Source organism: Falsiroseomonas sp. E2-1-a20 (assembly GCF_051433195.1).
Lineage (GTDB): Bacteria > Pseudomonadota > Alphaproteobacteria > Acetobacterales > Acetobacteraceae > Falsiroseomonas.
Genome location: NZ_JBHMFT010000020.1, coordinates 61916 through 78094, shown reverse-complemented (window position 1 = coordinate 78094; position 16179 = coordinate 61916). Strand labels below are relative to the sequence as shown.

20 protein-coding genes are annotated in these 16179 nt (G+C 70.2%); 12 read left to right on the top strand and 8 right to left on the bottom strand.

The window, feature by feature from the left end:
- Positions 1 to 46: 46 nt before the first annotated feature.
- The 6 genes from ACFHPP_RS21435 to ACFHPP_RS21410 all read left to right on the top strand — a co-directional run bounded on the left by ACFHPP_RS21435 (position 47) and on the right by ACFHPP_RS21410 (position 4718).
- On the top strand, positions 47 to 247 hold the full coding sequence (locus ACFHPP_RS21435) for a YdcH family protein (RefSeq protein WP_216840108.1): 201 nt from the start codon (positions 47 to 49) through the stop codon (positions 245 to 247).
- Positions 247 to 741, top strand: coding sequence for a 5-(carboxyamino)imidazole ribonucleotide mutase (gene purE, locus ACFHPP_RS21430; protein WP_437165275.1), 495 nt, complete (start codon positions 247 to 249; stop codon positions 739 to 741). Before ACFHPP_RS21435 ends, purE begins: the two co-directional genes overlap by 1 nt.
- Positions 742 to 746: 5 nt before the next feature.
- Entirely contained in the window at positions 747 to 1859 is a 1113-nt protein-coding gene (locus ACFHPP_RS21425; protein ID WP_437165288.1) for a 5-(carboxyamino)imidazole ribonucleotide synthase, read from the top strand.
- A gap of 189 nt (positions 1860 to 2048) precedes the next feature.
- Positions 2049 to 3152: an OmpA family protein gene (locus ACFHPP_RS21420; protein WP_437165274.1), complete on the top strand. Its 1104-nt coding sequence runs from the start codon at positions 2049 to 2051 to the stop codon at positions 3150 to 3152.
- A gap of 88 nt (positions 3153 to 3240) precedes the next feature.
- On the top strand, positions 3241 to 3849 hold the full coding sequence (locus tag ACFHPP_RS21415; RefSeq protein WP_437165273.1) for a glutathione S-transferase family protein: 609 nt from the start codon (positions 3241 to 3243) through the stop codon (positions 3847 to 3849).
- Between the two features lie 104 nt (positions 3850 to 3953).
- Complete coding sequence (locus ACFHPP_RS21410; RefSeq protein ID WP_437165272.1) at positions 3954 to 4718, top strand: DUF1194 domain-containing protein; 765 nt, start codon at positions 3954 to 3956, stop codon at positions 4716 to 4718.
- On the opposite strand, the gene ACFHPP_RS21405 is transcribed toward ACFHPP_RS21410, so the two are convergent.
- On the bottom strand, positions 4709 to 4948 hold the full coding sequence (locus ACFHPP_RS21405) for a DUF3072 domain-containing protein (protein ID WP_437165271.1): 240 nt from the start codon (positions 4946 to 4948) through the stop codon (positions 4709 to 4711). The genes ACFHPP_RS21410 and ACFHPP_RS21405 overlap by 10 nt on opposite strands.
- A 170-nt stretch (positions 4949 to 5118) precedes the next feature.
- On the opposite strand from ACFHPP_RS21405, the gene ACFHPP_RS21400 reads away from it, so the two are divergent.
- Positions 5119 to 5478, top strand: a complete 360-nt coding sequence (locus ACFHPP_RS21400) for a hypothetical protein (RefSeq protein WP_437165270.1) — start codon at positions 5119 to 5121, stop codon at positions 5476 to 5478.
- A gap of 115 nt (positions 5479 to 5593) precedes the next feature.
- Here the strand turns inward: ACFHPP_RS21400 and ACFHPP_RS21395 are convergent, their stop codons facing one another.
- The 4 genes from ACFHPP_RS21395 to ACFHPP_RS21380 all read right to left on the bottom strand — a co-directional run bounded on the left by ACFHPP_RS21395 (position 5594) and on the right by ACFHPP_RS21380 (position 8878).
- The gene (locus tag ACFHPP_RS21395) at positions 5594 to 6304 is read right to left on the bottom strand and encodes a ribonuclease activity regulator RraA (protein ID WP_437165269.1); all 711 of its coding nucleotides are present in this window, start codon (positions 6302 to 6304) and stop codon (positions 5594 to 5596) included.
- Positions 6305 to 6306: 2 nt separating this feature from the next.
- Positions 6307 to 7071 (bottom strand): class II aldolase/adducin family protein, encoded by a 765-nt coding sequence (locus ACFHPP_RS21390; protein ID WP_437165268.1) that lies wholly within the window; start codon positions 7069 to 7071, stop codon positions 6307 to 6309.
- Between the two features lie 65 nt (positions 7072 to 7136).
- The gene (locus tag ACFHPP_RS21385; RefSeq protein ID WP_437165267.1) at positions 7137 to 8111 is read right to left on the bottom strand and encodes a hydroxyacid dehydrogenase; all 975 of its coding nucleotides are present in this window, start codon (positions 8109 to 8111) and stop codon (positions 7137 to 7139) included.
- The gene (locus tag ACFHPP_RS21380) at positions 8111 to 8878 is read right to left on the bottom strand and encodes an SDR family oxidoreductase (RefSeq protein ID WP_437165266.1); all 768 of its coding nucleotides are present in this window, start codon (positions 8876 to 8878) and stop codon (positions 8111 to 8113) included. The genes ACFHPP_RS21385 and ACFHPP_RS21380 overlap by 1 nt, the downstream gene beginning before the upstream one ends.
- A gap of 50 nt (positions 8879 to 8928) precedes the next feature.
- Here ACFHPP_RS21380 and ACFHPP_RS21375 point away from each other — a divergent pair, with 50 nt between their 5' ends.
- The gene (locus tag ACFHPP_RS21375) at positions 8929 to 9873 is read left to right on the top strand and encodes a 2-hydroxyacid dehydrogenase (protein WP_437165265.1); all 945 of its coding nucleotides are present in this window, start codon (positions 8929 to 8931) and stop codon (positions 9871 to 9873) included.
- Between the two features lie 3 nt (positions 9874 to 9876).
- Here ACFHPP_RS21375 and ACFHPP_RS21370 read toward each other — a convergent pair whose 3' ends face one another.
- Positions 9877 to 10311 (bottom strand): OsmC family protein, encoded by a 435-nt coding sequence (locus ACFHPP_RS21370; protein ID WP_437165264.1) that lies wholly within the window; start codon positions 10309 to 10311, stop codon positions 9877 to 9879.
- 124 nt (positions 10312 to 10435) lie between these two features.
- Between ACFHPP_RS21370 and ACFHPP_RS21365 the strand changes: the two genes are divergently transcribed.
- Genes ACFHPP_RS21365 through ACFHPP_RS21355 form a run of 3 tightly spaced genes read left to right on the top strand, consistent with a single transcriptional unit; the run spans position 10436 to position 13404 of the window.
- Entirely contained in the window at positions 10436 to 11110 is a 675-nt protein-coding gene (locus ACFHPP_RS21365; protein ID WP_437165263.1) for an RraA family protein, read from the top strand.
- A gap of 1 nt (position 11111) precedes the next feature.
- On the top strand, positions 11112 to 12314 hold the full coding sequence (locus ACFHPP_RS21360) for a Coenzyme F420 hydrogenase/dehydrogenase, beta subunit C-terminal domain (RefSeq protein ID WP_437165262.1): 1203 nt from the start codon (positions 11112 to 11114) through the stop codon (positions 12312 to 12314).
- 13 nt (positions 12315 to 12327) lie between these two features.
- Positions 12328 to 13404, top strand: a complete 1077-nt coding sequence (locus ACFHPP_RS21355; RefSeq protein ID WP_437165261.1) for a tartrate dehydrogenase — start codon at positions 12328 to 12330, stop codon at positions 13402 to 13404.
- A 56-nt stretch (positions 13405 to 13460) separates the two neighbouring features.
- Here the strand turns inward: ACFHPP_RS21355 and ACFHPP_RS21350 are convergent, their stop codons facing one another.
- Together ACFHPP_RS21350 and ACFHPP_RS21345 are read right to left on the bottom strand one after the other, a co-directional pair.
- Entirely contained in the window at positions 13461 to 13691 is a 231-nt protein-coding gene (locus ACFHPP_RS21350) for a hypothetical protein (protein WP_437165260.1), read from the bottom strand.
- A gap of 86 nt (positions 13692 to 13777) precedes the next feature.
- Complete coding sequence (locus ACFHPP_RS21345; protein ID WP_437165259.1) at positions 13778 to 14131, bottom strand: hypothetical protein; 354 nt, start codon at positions 14129 to 14131, stop codon at positions 13778 to 13780.
- A 390-nt stretch (positions 14132 to 14521) separates the two neighbouring features.
- Here ACFHPP_RS21345 and ACFHPP_RS21340 point away from each other — a divergent pair, with 390 nt between their 5' ends.
- A complete protein-coding gene (locus tag ACFHPP_RS21340; protein ID WP_437165258.1) occupies positions 14522 to 16165 on the top strand; it encodes a class I SAM-dependent methyltransferase in 1644 nt (547 codons plus the stop codon).
- Positions 16166 to 16179: the final 14 nt, after the last annotated feature.

Genomic DNA, 16179 nt, shown 5'->3' with positions numbered 1-16179 from the left:
TTCCAGCGCCAAGTTTGAGACACCTCACCGTAACATCCGGGGGCGCATGCAGGCCGACCGCGACAGCCTTCTCCGCCGCCTGCACGAATTGCGCAGCGAGCATCGGGACCTCGACACGGTGATCGCCCGCCTCGACGAGGCCGGCACCGATGCGCTGCAGTTGCAGCGGCTCAAGAAACGCAAGCTGAAGCTGAAGGACGAGATCGCCTGGCTGGAGAGCCAGCTGGTCCCGGACATCATCGCCTGATGGCGGCAGCAGACGCGGCGCCGCGGGTCGGCGTCATCATGGGCAGCCAGTCGGACTGGGAGACCATGCGGCACGCCGCGGAGGTCCTGGACAAGCTGGGCGTGGCGCATGAATGCCGCATCGTCTCGGCGCATCGGACGCCGGGCCGGATGTACGACTACGCCCAGGCCGCCGCCGGGCGCGGATTGCAGGTGCTGATCGCGGGTGCCGGGGGTGCCGCGGCGCTGCCGGGGATGGTCGCCTCCCTCACCGCTCTGCCGGTGCTCGGGGTGCCGGTGGAAAGCCATGCGCTGAAGGGCATGGACAGCCTGATGTCCATCGTCCAGATGCCGGGCGGCATCCCGGTCGGCACGCTGGCGATCGGCCGCGCCGGCGCCATCAACGCGGGGCTGCTGGCCGCCGCGATCCTGGCGCTGGCCGATCCGGCGCTGGGCCAGCGCCTGGCCGCGCTGCGGCAGGCGCAGACCGATGCGGTGGCGGAGCAACCCGCTTGAGCGCGATGCTGCCGCCGGGCTCCACCATCGGCATCCTCGGCGGCGGGCAGTTGGGGCGCATGTCGGCGCTGGCCGCCGCAGCACTCGGCTACCGCTGCCATGTCTTCGGGCCGGAAGCGGATTCGCCCGGCATGCAGGTGGCGGCGGCGCGGACCGTGGCGGACTACACCGATGCCGCCGCCCTGGCCCGCTTCGCCGCTGCCGTGGATGTGGTGACCTTCGAGTTCGAGAACGTGCCCGCCGCAACGCTCGACGCGCTGGCCCCGCTGGTGCCGTGCCGGCCGGGCGTCGCGGCGCTGCGCATCGGCCAGGACCGCATCGCGGAGAAGACCTTCCTGGAAGGCGCCGGCATCCCGGTCGGGCCGTGGCGCGCGGTGCAGACCCGTGCGGAGCTGGATTCCGCCGTGGCGGCGCTCGGCCTGCCTGCCGTGCTGAAGACCACCCGCATGGGCTATGACGGCCGCGGCCAGGCCGTGCTGCGGACCCCCCGCGATGCGGAGGCCGCCTTCGCCCGCCTGTCGCCGCACCCGCTGATCCTGGAGGCCTTCATCCCCTTCGAGCGCGAGGTCTCCGCCATTGCGGCGCGCGGTCTGGACGGCACGGTGGTGACCTTCGACCTGGCCGAAAACCGGCACGCCCACCACATCCTGGACCTGACCATTGCGCCCGCGCAGGTGCCGGACGCCGTGGCCGTCCTGGGCCGGGCCCATGTGGCGGCGCTGGCGACGGCGCTCGATCTGGTCGGCATCCTGGCCCTGGAGATGTTCCTGATGCCCGATGGCCGGCTGCTGGCGAACGAGATGGCACCCCGGCCACACAATTCCGGCCACTGGACCATGGACGCCTGTCGCCATGGCCAATTCGAGCTGCATATGCGCGCTGTGGCCGGATTGCCACTGCCTGGGCCCGGGCGACACGCCGATTCGATCATGAAGAACCTGGTGGGGCCGGACAGCTTCGCAGCATGGCCGCAGCTTGCAGCCCGGGAAGATGTCGCCCTGCACCTCTATGGGAAATCGGACGCCCGTCCCGGGCGAAAGCTTGGGCATGCGACGCGTCTCCTTCCAGCCGGAAGTCTCGCACAACAGCGTGATCCTGCGTCGCTCTCGCCACTGTGACCATTTGGCCATAGGTGGCTGTGGCTTTTGAGCAACGACGCTGCGATTGTGCCACGCCCCCGCTGGTGAAGCACCGAAACGGGTGTAGATAGCTCGTCACGCATTCGGTGCGGTCAGGACGCGGCAGAGCTTCAGCGCCAGACGACCCTTCCGCCCCCGTGCCGCGACTGCCTTTGAGGAGATGTTTCGATGAGCTTGAGAACCGCCCTTCTTGCCGCCACCGTGCTGGCCCTGCCGCTCGCGGCCCAGGCGCAGCCGATCAGCGGCCTCTATGTCGGCGCCGGCGCGGGTGTGAACCTGCTGCAGGAGACCGATGTCGAGCTGTCCCGCCAGTTCGGCGGCACCGCCGCGTCCCGCACCCTCTCGGCCGAGTTCAACTACGGCTATGTGGGCGTGATCAGCCTGGGCTACGGCTTCGGCAACGGCGTCCGCGCCGAGATCGAGGGTTCCTACCGCGAGAACGAAGTCGACAGCATCACCGGCGCCAACGCGCTCGGCCGCCCGCTGCGCTCGGACGGCAAGGCCCGTTCCTACGGCGTCATGGCGAATGCCCTGTACGACTTCGACCTCGGCCCGGGCGCCTTCATGACCCCGTATGTCGGCGTCGGCGCCGGCTACCAGTGGCATGAGTATGACGGCACCCGCGTCAGCGGCCCGGCCGGCTCCGCCAGCATCGACGGCGACGATGGCCAGTTCGCCTACCAGGCGATCGTCGGCGCGGCGTTCCCGATCTCCGCGGCCCCGGGCCTGGCGATCACCGCCGAGTACCGCTTCATGGGCACGCTGTCGCCCGAGTTCGACTCCGTCGGCCGCGCGCCGAACGGCGCGACGACCGCCCGCGGCACCGCCGAGGTCGACAACTTCAACCACAGCCTGCTCATCGGTCTGCGCTACGCCTTCGGCGTGACGCCGCCGCCGCCGGTCGTGGCGCCGCAGGCCCCGGTGGCGCAGGCCCCCGAGATCGCGCGCACCTACCTGGTGTTCTTCGACTTCGACCGCGCCGACCTGACCGACCGCGCCCGCCAGATCATCGGCGAAGCGGCCACCAACTCGCAGCGCGCCGGCACGACGCGCATCGAGGTCTCCGGTCACGCCGACCGCGCCGGCACGCCGCAGTACAACCAGCGCCTGTCCGAGCGCCGCGCCGCCGCCGTGGCGTCCGAGCTCGAGCGCCGTGGCGTGCCGCGCGCCGCGATGGCGATCCAGGCGTTCGGCGAGAGCCGCCCGCTGGTCCCGACCGCCGACGGTGTGCGCGAGCCGCAGAACCGCCGCGTCGAGATCGTCCTGCGCTGATCTCCGGCTTCACGTCGAAGCCGACCGGAAGGGGGGTGCCGCAAGGCGCCCCCTTTTCATTTGTCCCGATCGCTGTGACGTTGCGCGCATGATCCTCATCGGCCGCAACCTGTCCCCCTTCGTCCGCCGCACCGCGGCGTCCCTCAACCTGCTGGACCTGCCCTACACGCAGCGCCCCCTCAGCACCGCCGACAACGCCGAGACCATCCGCGGCTTCAACCCGCTCGGCCGGGTGCCGGCCCTGGTGCTGGAGGATGGCGAGGTGCTGGTCGACAGCGTGGCCATCCTCGATGCGCTGGACGAGATGGCCGGCGCCGACCGCGCGCTGGTGCCGCGCAGGGGCGCCGAGCGCCGCGCGGTGCTGCGGGCGCTGGCCCTCGCTGTCGGGGCGACGGAGAAGCTGGTCGGCGCCTACTACGAATCGCGGCGGCCGGAAGCCTTGGTCTGGCCCGACAACGCCACCAAGCTGCGCGGCCAGGCGGAGGCGGGCTTCGCGGCGCTGGATCGGCTGGCCGAGCCTGGCGACTGGCTGTGCGGCGAACGCCTGAGCCAGGCGGATGTCACCGCCACCTGCGGCCTGGACTTCGCCGACCTGGTTCTGCCGGACCTCGTCGCCGGGCGCTTCCCGGCCCTTTCGGCGTTGCGCGACCGCGCCAACGCCATCGCCGCCATCGGCAGCACGCGCTGGGCCGGGTAGACCGACGCAGCTTTATGTTGCGATGCAGCATTTCCGCTGATATCGAGGAGAACGGGAGCCACGCGCAGACACGGCCATGACGGCTGTAGAGGAGCGCGTGTGCGATGCCGATCGAAATCCTGGGGCGCCGGACCAGCAGGCGGGTCATGCTCGGCGGGGTGCTCGCCGCCCCTGCCCTGCTCACCGGCCGCGCGGCGCGGGCGCAGGAGCCGGTGGATATCGAGTTGGTGCTGGCCGTCGACGTCAGCCGCTCCGTCGACGAGGTCGAGCAGGAGTTGCAGTTCAAGGGCTATGCGGCCGCCTTCCGCGACCCGAGGCTGATCGAGGGCATCGCCGGCGGCCCGCTTGGGCAGATCGCGGTGACGTTGTTCACCTGGTCGGACTGGCACATCCAGGAACTGCTGGTGCCCTGGACCCGCATCGATGGCCGCGCCGCGGCGCATGGGCTGGCCGATGCGCTGGACGCGGCGCCGCGGCGCACCTGGCTCTACACCTCGATCTCCGGCGCCATGGACTACGCCGCCGGCCTGTTCGGGCAGGGCTACGAGGGCACGCGGAAGGTCGTCGACATCTCCGGCGACGGCGTCAGCAATTCCGGCCGTCCGGTGGCGGAGGCGCGGGCCGATGCGCTCGCCAAGGGCATCGTGATGAACGGGCTGGCAGTGATCGACCGCTCGCCGCAGCCCTGGGCCGCCGGGATGCCGCCGCTAGATGACTACTACCGGGACGAAGTGATCGGCGGGCCGGGGTCCTTCCTGATGGTGGCGGAAGGCTTCGGCAGCTTCGAATCCGCGGTGAAGCGCAAGATCATCCGCGAGATCGCCATCGCCCCACCGCCCGGCCCGCTGGTCGAGCGTGCCTATGCCTGAGACTTGCCGCGCCCGGTCTTGGCCTGAAGCTCATCGATCCGCAGCGAGGCATCGGCCTTGGACAGAGATGGGTCGAATTCCTCCTTCGCCTCCTCGCTCAGCGTCTTGAGGTAGGAGGCCTGGGCGCCGGTCATCGGCTCCTCCCCGGTGGTCCAGTCGGATGGGTCCTTGATGGTGTTGGAGCCGGGATCGGCTTCGGTCTTCGGATTTTCGTGCGACCTGTCTTCCATGGAGGCTGCTCCGCTCTGTCTGTGTTGCCAAAACGTTCATGGCCACCGAGGGTTCCCTTCGGCGCCGGGTCCAGCGGCGGCACATGTCGGGAAAAATCGTTACGCTCCGGTCTTTGCAGGCAAGGAGATTGAGCGCAGCATTTCCGCGAGCCAGTCACGGGAAAGAAGACATGCGCCGCCTGTTCCTCGCCGCCATCGTGGCGGCCTGCCTGCCGCACGCCGCCTCGGCCCAGGGCCGGCAGGATTTCTCCATGCTGAACCGCACCGGCTACCAGATCGACCAGATCTACATCGGCCCGTCCTCCAGCCCCAACTGGGGCCCGGACCTGCTGGGGCGGAACGTGCTGGCCAATGGCCGCAGCTTCGATGTCCGCTTCCCGCAGCGCTCCAACGAATGCCTGTGGGACATCAAGGTGGTCTACAACGACGGCGACCAGTCCGAGCTTCGGCAGGTGAACCTGTGCCGGGTCAGCCGCGTGACGATGTTCTGGGACCGCCAGCGCAACGACACGCGCTTCGTCTCGGAGTAGCCGGACGGGCGGCTAGGGCCGTTTCACCTGCGCCATGCACAGGTGAAACGGCCCTAGCTGTTGATTTGGCGCATTTTCCGAGCCGTCAGGCGTATCCGCCTGACTTGAAAATGCTTTAACGCCCGTGCTGGCGCCGCCATTCGGCGAAGCGCGCCAGGTTGGCCTCATCCGTCGGCGGGTACAGGCCGAGGATGGACTGGCCGCCGGCAACCTTCTCCTGCACGAAATCCTCGAAGGCGGTCATCTCGGTCGCCTCCTGCGCCAGTTCGTCGGCGATATGGGCAGGCAGGACGATGACGCCGTCATTGTCGCCGACCAGGATATCGCCTGGGAACACCGGGGCATCGCCGCAGCCGATCGGGACATTGGCCTCGATGGGCTGGTGCAGGGTGAGGTTCGTCGGCGCGGAGGGGCGCGCATGGAAGGCCGGGATCGCCAGCTTCGCGATCTCGGCGGCGTCCCGGAAGCCGCCATCCGTCACCACGCCGGCCGCGCCGCGCACCATCAGCCGCGTCACCAGGATGCCGCCGGCGGAGGCCGCGCGCGGGTCCTTGCGGCTGTCGACGACGAAGACATGGCCGGGCGGGCAGTCCTCCACGCCCTTGCGCTGCGGGTGCGACCAGTCCCGGAACACCTCCAGCTTGTTGAGGTCCTCCCGCGCCGGGATGGTGCGGATGGTATAGGCGGGGCCGACCATGCTTTCGCCGAGGGTCCGCAGCGGCAGCACGCCCTGGATCATCTGGCTGCGGAAGCCGCGCTTGTAGAGCGCGGTGGCGAGGGTGGCGGTGCTGACGCGCCGGAGCAGCGCGCGGGTGGTCTCGTTCATGCTCAGCAGCGCCAATCCGTACGGTCGCCCTCGATCAGGCGCAGGCTGGCCTCCCAGGCCAGGGCCTGGTGCGGGCTGTCCGGGTTGTTGCCGAACTGCGCGGCGGTGCGCAGCCGCACGTCCTCCGGCGGCAGCACCAGCTTGGCGCCGCCGGCGAGCGCCGCGATCTGCGCCTGGCAGGCACGCTCCAGGTAGTAGATCAGGCTCCAGGCATGCGGGATGGTGCCGCCGGCCACCAGCAGGCCGTGGTTGCGCAGGATCATCGCCGGGTGCGCGCCGAGGTCGGCCACCAGGCGATCCCGCTCATCCAGGTCCAGCGCGATGCCCTCGTAGCCGTGATAGGCGAGGCGGCCGTAGAACTTCAGCGCGTGCTGGCTGATCGGCAGCAGGCCGTGTTCCTGGGCGGAGACGGCGATGCCGGCGGAGGTGTGGGTGTGGATGACGCACATCGCATCGTCGCGCGCCGCATGGATCGCGGAATGGATGACGAAGCCGGCCTTGTTGATGGGTGCCGAGCCGTCCAGCACGTTGCCGTCCAGGTCGATCTTCACCAGGTCGCTGGCGCGCATCTCGTGGAACATCACGCCGTAGCGGTTGATGAGGAAGTGGTGTTCCGGCCCCGGCACGCGGGCGCTGATGTGGGTGTAGATCAGGTCCGTCATCCGGTGATGCGCCACCAGGCGGTACAGCGCCGCAAGGTCGCATCGGATTGCCCATTCGGCCGGGTCGATGCCGGCCGGGATGCTGGTCTGGGACTGGATGTCCATGAAATGCGGTCCTTCCGAAGATCGGGTGACAGTATCGGCCAGGTTGCCGCGGCCTGGAACCTCGATTAGCCGCGGCGGCGGTCCCAGATCTCGGGCTGCACCAGGTGGGGCGGGCGGCGGCCGGCCAGGGCATCCAGCACCTGCGACGCGCATTGCAAGGCCGTCTCCCGCATCGCGGCCTCCGTCACGCCGGCGATGTGCGGGGCGAGAACGGTGTTGGGCGCGCCCAGCACCGGGTCCTCGGCCGGCGTCGGCTCGATGCGGAACACGTCCAGCGCGGCACCGGCGAGGGTGCCGGCGCGCAGCGCCGCGGCCAGCGCGGCGCCATCGACCAGGCCGCCACGGGCGGTGTTCACCAGCAGCGCATGCGGTTGCATTTTCGCGAGTGCCGCGGCGTCGATCATGTTCTCGGTGTCGGGCCGCAGCGGGCGGTGCAGCGAGACCACGTCGCTGCGCGCCAGCAGCACGTCGAGGCTCGGCGCGCGTTCGGCACCGTCCTCCACCAGGATCGCATCGCCGATGCCGGGGGAGAACACCAGCAGCTTCATGCCGAAGCCGTTGCGGGCGATGGCGCCGGTCATCCGGCCGATGGTGCCGAAGCCGACCAGGCCCAGGGTGCGGCCATGCAGTTCCATCATCTGCGCCTCGTAGCGCAGGGTCCAGTCGAGGCCGCGCACGGCGGCATCGGCCGGGATCACCTTCCGCGCCAGCGCCAGGATCAGCGCCATGGCGTGTTCCGCGACGCTGCGGGCATTGGCGGTCGGCGTGAACACCACCGGGATGCCGAGGTCCGCTGCCGTCACCAGGTCGATGTTGTTGGTGCCGACGCCGTGGTTGGCGATGACGCGCAGCGAATCGGCCGCCTGCATCGCCGCCGTCTTCAGGCCGGCATTGCGGGTTATGACGGCGGCGCAGCCGGGCAGTTCGCGCGCCACCGTCGCGGGGTCCGCCGCACTCGCGATGCGGGGCGTGACGCCGTGTTCGCGCAGCAGGTCCAGCCCGGCCGGATGGATGGGCTGGACGATCAGGCAGTCCGGCATCAGACGACGGCCGTCATGCCGCCATCGACATACAGCAGGTGCCCGTTGACGAAGTCCGAGGCGCGGGAGGACAGGAAGACGGTGGCGCCGACCAGTTCCTCCACATTGCCCCACCGGCCGGCGGGGACGCGCTGGCACAGCCAGTCGGTGAATTTCGGGTCGTCCACCAGCGGCTTCGTCAGGTCGGTGGCGAAATAGCCCGGCGCCACCGCATTCACCTGGATGCCGCCCTTGGCCCATTCGGCACACAGCGTGCGCGTCATCATCCGCACCGCGCCCTTGCTGGTCGCGTAGGGGGAGATGGTGGCGCGGCCGAGTTCGGACTGCACGCTGGCGATGTTGACGATCTTGCCATGGCCGCGCGCCAGCATGCGCCGCGCCACGGCCTGGGCCATGAAGAACACCGCCTCAACATTGGTCGACATCACCTCCCGGAACGTCTCCGGCGTCACGTCGATGGCGGGGAAGCGGCGGTTGATGCCGGCGTTGTTCACCAGGATCTCGATCGGGCCGAGACGGGTCTCGATCTCGGCGATGGCGGCGTCCAGAGCGTGCGGGTCGGTGACGTCGAAGCCGGCCTCGGTCACGTCCAGGCCCTCCGCGGCCAGGGTCCGGGTCGCCTCCGCCAGCACCTTCGGGTCGCGGCCGTTGAGGATCACGGAGGCGCCGGCCTGGCCGAGTCCGCGGGCCAGCGCGAAGCCGATGCCGCGGGAGGAGCCGGTGATCAGCGCCCGGCGGCCTTTGAGGTCGAACAGCCCTTGCGTCATTTCCGTCTCCTGCCCTTCATGCGGGCGCGAAACTGCGGGGAAACGCGGAGATGGACAAGCCGGGGCTGCTGGTGGTGGGCGAATTGCCCGATTGGGATTTTGCCGAGTTGTCCCAGCGCTTCACCCTGCACCACTATTGGCGGGCGGCGGACAAGCCGGCAATGCTGGCCGAACACGCCGGCAGCATCGTCGCGATCTCAACCAAGGGCGAGATCGGCGCCGACGCGGCCATGATGGATGCCCTGCCGCTCACGAAGATCATCGCCTGCTACGGCGTCGGCGTGGATGCCATCGACCTGGAGGCGGCGCGCGCCCGCGGCATCCGCGTGACCAACACGCCGGACGTGCTGACCGAGGAAGTGGCCGACATGGCCCTGCTGCTGCTGCTGGCCACGGCGCGGCAGGTGAAGCTGGGTGATGCCTGGGTGCGGGACGGCTCCTGGGTGGCGAAGGGGCCGATGCCGCTGACCACGCGGGTCTGGGGCAAGCGGATCGGCATCGTGGGGATGGGGCGAATCGGCCGGGCCATCGCCAGGCGGGCGGCGGCGTTCGGCATGCCGGTGTCCTACAGCGGCCGCACGCCGCAGCCCGCCCTGCCCTACACCCACTACCCGACCCCGGCGGCGCTGGCGCCGCATGTGGACATCCTGTGCGTCTCGGCGGCCGGCGGTGCCGCGACGCGCGGCCTGGTGGACCGCGCGGCGATCGAGGCGCTCAATCCGGGCGTGATCTTCGTCAACGTCTCCCGCGGCACCGTGGTGGACGAGGCGGCGCTGCTGGAGGGGTTGCGCAGTGGCCGCATCGCCGCCGCGGGCCTCGACGTGTTCCTGAACGAGCCGGAGATCGACCCGGAGTTCCTGCGCCTGCCCAACCTCGTGCTGCAGCCGCACGCAGCCAGCGGCACGGTGGAGACGCGCCGCGACATGGGCCGCCTGATGCGGGAGAATCTGGAGGCGCAGATCGATGGGCGCCCCTTGCTGACGCCCATCGTCTGAGGTTCAGGCCTCCAGCGTCGCGTCGAGCGTGATCTCGGCGTTCAGCACCTTGGAGACCGGGCAGTTCGCCTTCGCCGTCTCGGCCAGCTTGCGGAAGGTCGCCTCGTCGCAGCCGGGGACCTTGGCCTTCAGGGTCAGGGCCACGCGGGCGATCTTCCAGCCGCCCTCGATCTGGTCCATCCCGACCTTGGCCGAGGTGTCCATGCGCTCCGCCGTCAGCTTCGCGCCGGCGAGCTGGAAGGCCAGCGCCATGGTGAAGCAGCCGGCATGGGCGGCGGCGATCAGCTCCTCCGGATTGGTGCCTGGGCCGTCGCCGAAGCGGGCGTTGAAGCCGTAGGGGGCCTCCTTGAGCACGCCGGACTGCGTGGAGACGCTGCCGGTGCCGTCCTTGCCGCCGCCCTGCCAATGCGCCGAGCCGCTGCGGGAAATGCTGGCCATGCCTGGGACCCTTTCTCAGTTGCGGGCGGGAGATGGGGGGCGGGCGGCCCGGTTTCCATGCCCGTATTGCCGCGGCCTCCCGAGGCCTGTAGGCGAGGGGAAAGACCTTCCGGAGTAAGCGTCCATGCCCGTCGGCTTCCGCATCCTGCCCCGCACCCGCGCCGTCTCGCCCGAACTGGTCGAGCGTTTCCGCAAGCTGCCGGTGGCCAACGTCTCCGACAGCATGTCGCGCATCTTCGCCGCCGGCCCGACGCTGCGGCCGATGCATTCCGGCGCCGTCATGGCCGGGCCGGCCTTCACCGTGCGGACCCGGCCGGGCGACAATTTGATGGTGCACAAGGCGATCGACATCGCCGCCCCCGGCGACGTGGTGGTGGTGGATGCGGGCGGCGACCTGACCAACGCCATCATCGGGGAGTTGATGCTGGCGCAGATGGTGCGCCGGAAGCTCGGCGGCATCGTCATCAACGGCGCCATCCGCGACAGCGGCGCGCTGGCCAGGCAGCCCTTCCCGGTGTTTGCCGCCGGTGTGACCCATCGCGGGCCCTACAAGGACGGTCCGGGCGAGATCAACGTGGCGATCTCCATGGGCGGGCTGGTGATCGAGCCGGGCGACATGATCCTGGGCGACGAGGATGGCTTCGTCTCCATCGCCTATGCCGATGCCGAGACAGTGTGCAAGGCGACCGAGGCGAAGCACGCGGCCGAGACGAAGCAGATGGCCGAAATCGAGGCCGGCACCATCGACCGCGCCTGGGTCGATGCCACGCTGAAGAAGCTCGGCTGCGAAGGCGTCTGAGGTGATCACGGCGCCGGCGCTGCCCCCGGCGGCGCCGCGCGGGCTGTGCACGGATTGCGGCGTCTCCCGCATGGCGGATGCCAAGGCCTGCGGTCGGGCCTGCCAGTTCATCCAGCCGGACTACCCGCGGCTGGAGGCGCAGGTGCATGGCCGCGCCCGCGACCCGGCGCGGCCGGACGAGCTGCATTTCGGCCCGTTCCGGCAGATGCTGCGCGCCCGCCTCGCCGCGCCGCGCCCCGGCGCGCAATGGACCGGCATCACGACACGGCTGGCCGAGCGGCTGCTGGAAACCGGCGCGGTGGATGCCGTGCTGACCATGGCTCCCGACGCCACGGATTCCTGGCGCCCGGTCCCGGTGCTGGTGACGCGGGCCGAGGACATGGCGGGCTGCCGCGGCATGCGCATGGGCTACGCGCCGCTGCTGGCGCTGCTGGAGCCGGCGCGCGCCGCGGGCCACCGGCGCCTGGCGATCATCGGCATTCCCTGCCAGGTCTATGCGCTGCGGGCGCTGGAGGCGGAGCTGGGGTTCGAGCGGCTGTACGTCATCGGCACGCCCTGTTCCGACAACACCACCACCGAGAATTTTCACCAGTTCCTGGCGCTGCTGTCGGAGCAGCCGGAGACCATCACCTACCTGGAGTTCCGCGCCGACTATCATGTCGAGCTGCGCTTCGCGGATGGCCGGGTGCGGGAGATCCCATTCCTGCAACTGCCGATCAGCCAGTTGCCGGGCGATTTCTTCCCCCTCACCTGCCGCACCTGCGTCGACTACACCAACGTGCTCGCCGACATCACCGTGGGCTACATGGCCGGCGAGGGCGACCAGTGGCTGCTGGTGCGCAATGCCCGCGGCGAGGAACTGCTGCAGCTGCTGGGCGAGGAGGTGGTGACCAGCGCCCCCGGCAGCGCCGGCAAGCGCGCCGGGCCGGTGAAGGGCTTCCTGGCGAACACCGAGCGCGCCGCGGGCGGCCTGCCCTTGCGGCGGATGCCCAATTTCCTGCGCGGCATTGTCGGCTGGCTGATGCCGCGCATCGGGCCGCGCGGGCTGGAATTCGGCCGTGCGCGGGTGGAGATGAAGGCGGTGGAGACCGTGCTGCACCTGCGCCGCAGCCTGCCTTCCCGCGTCAAGAACATGGTCCCGGCGCATGTCTGGTCGCTGCTGGCGCCCTATGGCATCACGCCCCGGGACGGCGAGACACGATAGCGGGGGACGGCAGATGCGCAGGCACAGGATCGCGGCCATCGGCGGCGACGGCATTGGCCCGGAGGTGGTGGCCGCGGGCCTTCGCGTGCTGGAGGCGACAGCGGAAGTCGATGGTGGCTTCGGCTTCGACGTCCGAAACTTCGACTGGGGCAGCGACCATTATCGCCGCACCGGCAGGATGATGCCGGAGGACGGCCTGGCGCAGCTCGCCCCCTTCGATGCCATATTCTTCGGCGCCGTCGGCGACAAGGAGATCCCGGACCACATCACGCTGTGGGAGCTGCGGCTGGCGATCTGCCAGGGCTTCGACCAATACGCCAATGTCCGCCCGACGAAGCTGCTGCCAGGCATTGTCGGCCCGCTGAAGGACGAGTTGGGCCGCGCCATCGACTGGGTGATCGTGCGGGAGAATTCGGAAGGCGAATACGCCGGCGTCGGCGGCCGCGCGCATCGCGGGCTGCCGCTGGAAGTCGGCATGGATGTCGCGGTGTTCACGCGTGCCGGCGTCGAGCGCATCGCCCGCTTCGCCTGCGACCTGGCGATGACGCGGCCGCGCAAGAAGCTGACGGTGGTGACGAAGTCCAACGCGCAGCGGCACGGGCTGGTGCTGTGGGACGAGGTCTGCGCCGGCGTGACCGCGCAGTATCCGGAGCTCGAGGTCGACAAGATGCTGGTCGACGCGATGGCCGCGCGCATGGTGGTGAAGCCGGGTAGCGTGGACACGGTGCTGGCGACCAACCTGCACGCCGACATCCTGTCCGACCTCGCCTCCGCCTGCGCCGGGTCGCTGGGGATTGGCGCGACCGCCAACCTCGATCCGTCGCGCAAAAACCCGTCGATGTTCGAGCCGATCCACGGCTCGGCCTTCGACATCGTGGGCAAGGGTGTCGCCAACCCGCTCGGGTCGTTCTGGACCGGGGCGATGATGCTGGAGCACCTGGGCGAAGCGACGGCAGCCCAGCGGCTGATGGCCGCGGTCGCCAGCGTCACCGCGAAGGGGGAGGCGCTGACGCCGGACCTCGGCGGAGGCGCGACCACCGACCAGACGACGGAGGCCGTGATCGCGGCACTACGCGGGGCGAATCTCTAGATTATTTTTCCGCGTGATTCACGCCTCCGGCCGTTCCAGCCTTCGGCGATCACGCTTCAGGCGATCGGCTGCGGCATCTGCGGGCCGGGCGGGCTGATGCTCGGCACCTCCGGATATTGTCCGGGTTGCGGCAGGTCGGGCCCGGGGGTCGGCGCCGGCGGGGTTTCCGGCGGGTTCGGCATGGTGTCGGGGCTCGGCGGCGGCAGTTCCCGCTCCGGGCTCGGTGGGTTCACCGGCGGCAGGCCAGGCAACTCGGGCGGGGGCGGGTCTGACAGGTTCGGGTCCATGCCGGCCTCAACGCGCGCGGCCGACAACCGTTCAAGCGAGCCCTGTCCGATTGCGGCTGGTGTTCCCAACCCGCCCGGCCGTCGGGTCAGCGGGCGGACCGGACGATGCCCGTATCGGCGGCACGGCAATCCTGGCGCATCGCCATCAACCGCTGCGCTTCGGCTTGGTTGCCGATGCGGATCTGAATGCCGGCACCTTCCTCCAGTTCCAGGTTATAGCCCGTGCAGGTGTCGGCGGCGGCACGCCGGGCGGGCATTGCAACGGCGTGCGGGATCGTGGCGCCAGACGATGCGGACAGGGCGCGAAAGGCCGCTGCGGTTCCTGGCTCAGGCGGACGCAGGCTGACCAGAACAGCGCCCGCGACGATGACCAGCAGCACCAACACGCCCGCGCCGACCAGCAGGTTCTGCCTCGTCATCCCGATTTTCTCCAGGAGCATCAGATTTAGCTTTAAGTGCGAAGCGCACGGGTGGAGTCAACACGATCGGGTCCGATTTTCCATCAAAAAACACAACTTCTCCAGATTAAGAGTGCCGCCCGGCGGCCGGCGTGCAGGGCATACCCTGGGCGCGAATTGTCCGGATGACTTTCTACCCACGCAATCCGGCCCGTGGTTGCGCGCGAGACCGGGAAATAGAATTATGCCACGCCTGCAGCCGCGTGACTGAACCTCACCCCGGCCAGCCGAATCGACCACAGCCAGTGAGGGGGTTTTCTTTTGGAACTCAGTTGGACCGGTGGTGCCGCCGGTGAAGCCACCTGTCCGTCCTGCGACACGGCAGGCCCCCACCACATCGTCCTCTCCGTACGCGGCGGCAGCCATGACGGCATGCGCCTGCTGCGCTGTTCCGCCTGTACCGCAACCCATTATGACCCGATGCCGCATCCGGACTACGGCGACCAACCCGCGGGCGGGCCGGAGGCCCTGGCCTTCTACCTGCAGCAGGGCGCCGGCATCTGGAGCATTGCCTCCAACGTCCTGCTGCTGGACCTGCCCGGCCCGCGTCGCATGCTCGAGATCGGGTGTGGATTCGGGTTCGGCCTGGATGTCGCGCGCCGCGCGCGGGGGTGGGAGGTCCAGGGCTTCGACCCCTCCCCGATCGCGGCCGCCGGCGCGGCACAACTCGACCTGCCCATCGCGAACCGCTACTTCACGGCCCAGCAGGGCGAGATCGCGGCCTATGACGCGGTGGCGTGCTCCGAGGTGATCGAGCACCTGTTCCACCCGGTGGAGATCCTGCGCCTGCTGCGGTCCGCGTTGCGGCCAGGCGGCGTGCTTGTGCTGACCACGCCGAATGCCGGCGCCATCACGCCCGAGACGACGCCGGGCATCCTGGTGCCGCTGCTGTCGGTTGGCTTCCATACCATCATCCACACGGCTGCCAGCCTGACGCGCGCGCTGCAGGCCGCCGGCTTCAGCCATGTCGAGGTCGAGGATCGCGGGCCCTCCCTGCTGGCGCATGCCAGCGATGCCGGCAGGCCCTGGCGGCAGCCGGACGAGGCCGACCACATGACCTACCGCGGATATCTGGAATCCGCCGCGGCCGCCGCGCCCCAGGGCAGCGACCTTCGCCTCGGCCTGCTGGTGCGTGCCTACCGGGCCTGCGTCGCGACCGGCGACCTCGCCGCGGCGGATCGCCTGGGGCCGATGGTCGGCGCGGAGGTGACGGGGCGCTTCGGACAGCCACCGGAATCCCTGCCGGTCGGTGCCCCGGTGTCGCTGGACGTGCTCGCGCGCGAGCAGCCTCTGTCGCTCGGCCCGCTGCTGCATGCCCAGGCCATGCATCAACGCCTGCGGGGCGTCCCTGCCGCGCAGGTGCAGGACCTGCTTGGCCGGGCCGCAGCGGCATGCGAGCGGCTGCGCGCGGCGCTCGCCCGCATCGGCACGGATGACGGCGATGCGGAGGACATCGCCTGGGTCGCCAAGTCGGAACAGATCGTCGCCGCGGCCGAAGCGGGAACCGTGGCCCCGCCGGGCCGGCTCGACAGTCTCGCCCGGCCACCTGGCGGCGCGGCGGCGTCGCAGGAACGGATGGCCCTGCTGCGCCGGCGGTGCTTCGTCACGCTGGTCAATGCCGGCAGGCTGGATGAAGCGGCCGAATTCCAGGACGTGGTCACGGCGGCCGAGGACCGCGCGGGGGCTGGCGTCATCATGCTGGATGACGAGATCGACTGCCTCTTCACCGGTGCGGTCCGGGCGCTGAACCATCCGCCGGGCGATGCCGCCGCCGCGCTGCGGCTGGCCCGGCTGGCCCGGGAGAGCCTGCTGCGACGGGTACTGGCGCAGCCTGGGGCGCGGTCGGCCGGCCTCGCCTGGCCGGCGGCGACCCTGGAGCACCTGGCGCTGGAGCGACTCGGTTCGGATGCGGAGATGCAGGCCTTCCTCCGCGACGTGCTTCCGGCCCTGCGTGCCAACCCCGCCCTTCCGCCCGCGCCCGCCGGGTTTGCAGTCAATTCCGGTGCCAGGCCATGAGCCTTCAGGGCCGT

Coding starts and splice junctions, on each gene's coding strand:
- ACFHPP_RS21435 (WP_216840108.1), top strand. CDS start 47: ATGCAGGCCGACCGCGACAGCCTTCTCCGCCGCCTGCACGAATTGCGC.
- purE (WP_437165275.1), top strand. CDS start 247: ATGGCGGCAGCAGACGCGGCGCCGCGGGTCGGCGTCATCATGGGCAGC.
- ACFHPP_RS21425 (WP_437165288.1), top strand. CDS start 747: ATGCTGCCGCCGGGCTCCACCATCGGCATCCTCGGCGGCGGGCAGTTG.
- ACFHPP_RS21420 (WP_437165274.1), top strand. CDS start 2,049: ATGAGCTTGAGAACCGCCCTTCTTGCCGCCACCGTGCTGGCCCTGCCG.
- ACFHPP_RS21415 (WP_437165273.1), top strand. CDS start 3,241: ATGATCCTCATCGGCCGCAACCTGTCCCCCTTCGTCCGCCGCACCGCG.
- ACFHPP_RS21410 (WP_437165272.1), top strand. CDS start 3,954: ATGCCGATCGAAATCCTGGGGCGCCGGACCAGCAGGCGGGTCATGCTC.
- ACFHPP_RS21405 (WP_437165271.1), bottom strand. CDS start 4,948: ATGGAAGACAGGTCGCACGAAAATCCGAAGACCGAAGCCGATCCCGGC.
- ACFHPP_RS21400 (WP_437165270.1), top strand. CDS start 5,119: ATGCGCCGCCTGTTCCTCGCCGCCATCGTGGCGGCCTGCCTGCCGCAC.
- ACFHPP_RS21395 (WP_437165269.1), bottom strand. CDS start 6,304: ATGAACGAGACCACCCGCGCGCTGCTCCGGCGCGTCAGCACCGCCACC.
- ACFHPP_RS21390 (WP_437165268.1), bottom strand. CDS start 7,071: ATGGACATCCAGTCCCAGACCAGCATCCCGGCCGGCATCGACCCGGCC.
- ACFHPP_RS21385 (WP_437165267.1), bottom strand. CDS start 8,111: ATGCCGGACTGCCTGATCGTCCAGCCCATCCATCCGGCCGGGCTGGAC.
- ACFHPP_RS21380 (WP_437165266.1), bottom strand. CDS start 8,878: ATGACGCAAGGGCTGTTCGACCTCAAAGGCCGCCGGGCGCTGATCACC.
- ACFHPP_RS21375 (WP_437165265.1), top strand. CDS start 8,929: ATGGACAAGCCGGGGCTGCTGGTGGTGGGCGAATTGCCCGATTGGGAT.
- ACFHPP_RS21370 (WP_437165264.1), bottom strand. CDS start 10,311: ATGGCCAGCATTTCCCGCAGCGGCTCGGCGCATTGGCAGGGCGGCGGC.
- ACFHPP_RS21365 (WP_437165263.1), top strand. CDS start 10,436: ATGCCCGTCGGCTTCCGCATCCTGCCCCGCACCCGCGCCGTCTCGCCC.
- ACFHPP_RS21355 (WP_437165261.1), top strand. CDS start 12,328: ATGCGCAGGCACAGGATCGCGGCCATCGGCGGCGACGGCATTGGCCCG.
- ACFHPP_RS21350 (WP_437165260.1), bottom strand. CDS start 13,691: ATGGACCCGAACCTGTCAGACCCGCCCCCGCCCGAGTTGCCTGGCCTG.
- ACFHPP_RS21345 (WP_437165259.1), bottom strand. CDS start 14,131: ATGCTCCTGGAGAAAATCGGGATGACGAGGCAGAACCTGCTGGTCGGC.
- ACFHPP_RS21340 (WP_437165258.1), top strand. CDS start 14,522: ATGCGCCTGCTGCGCTGTTCCGCCTGTACCGCAACCCATTATGACCCG.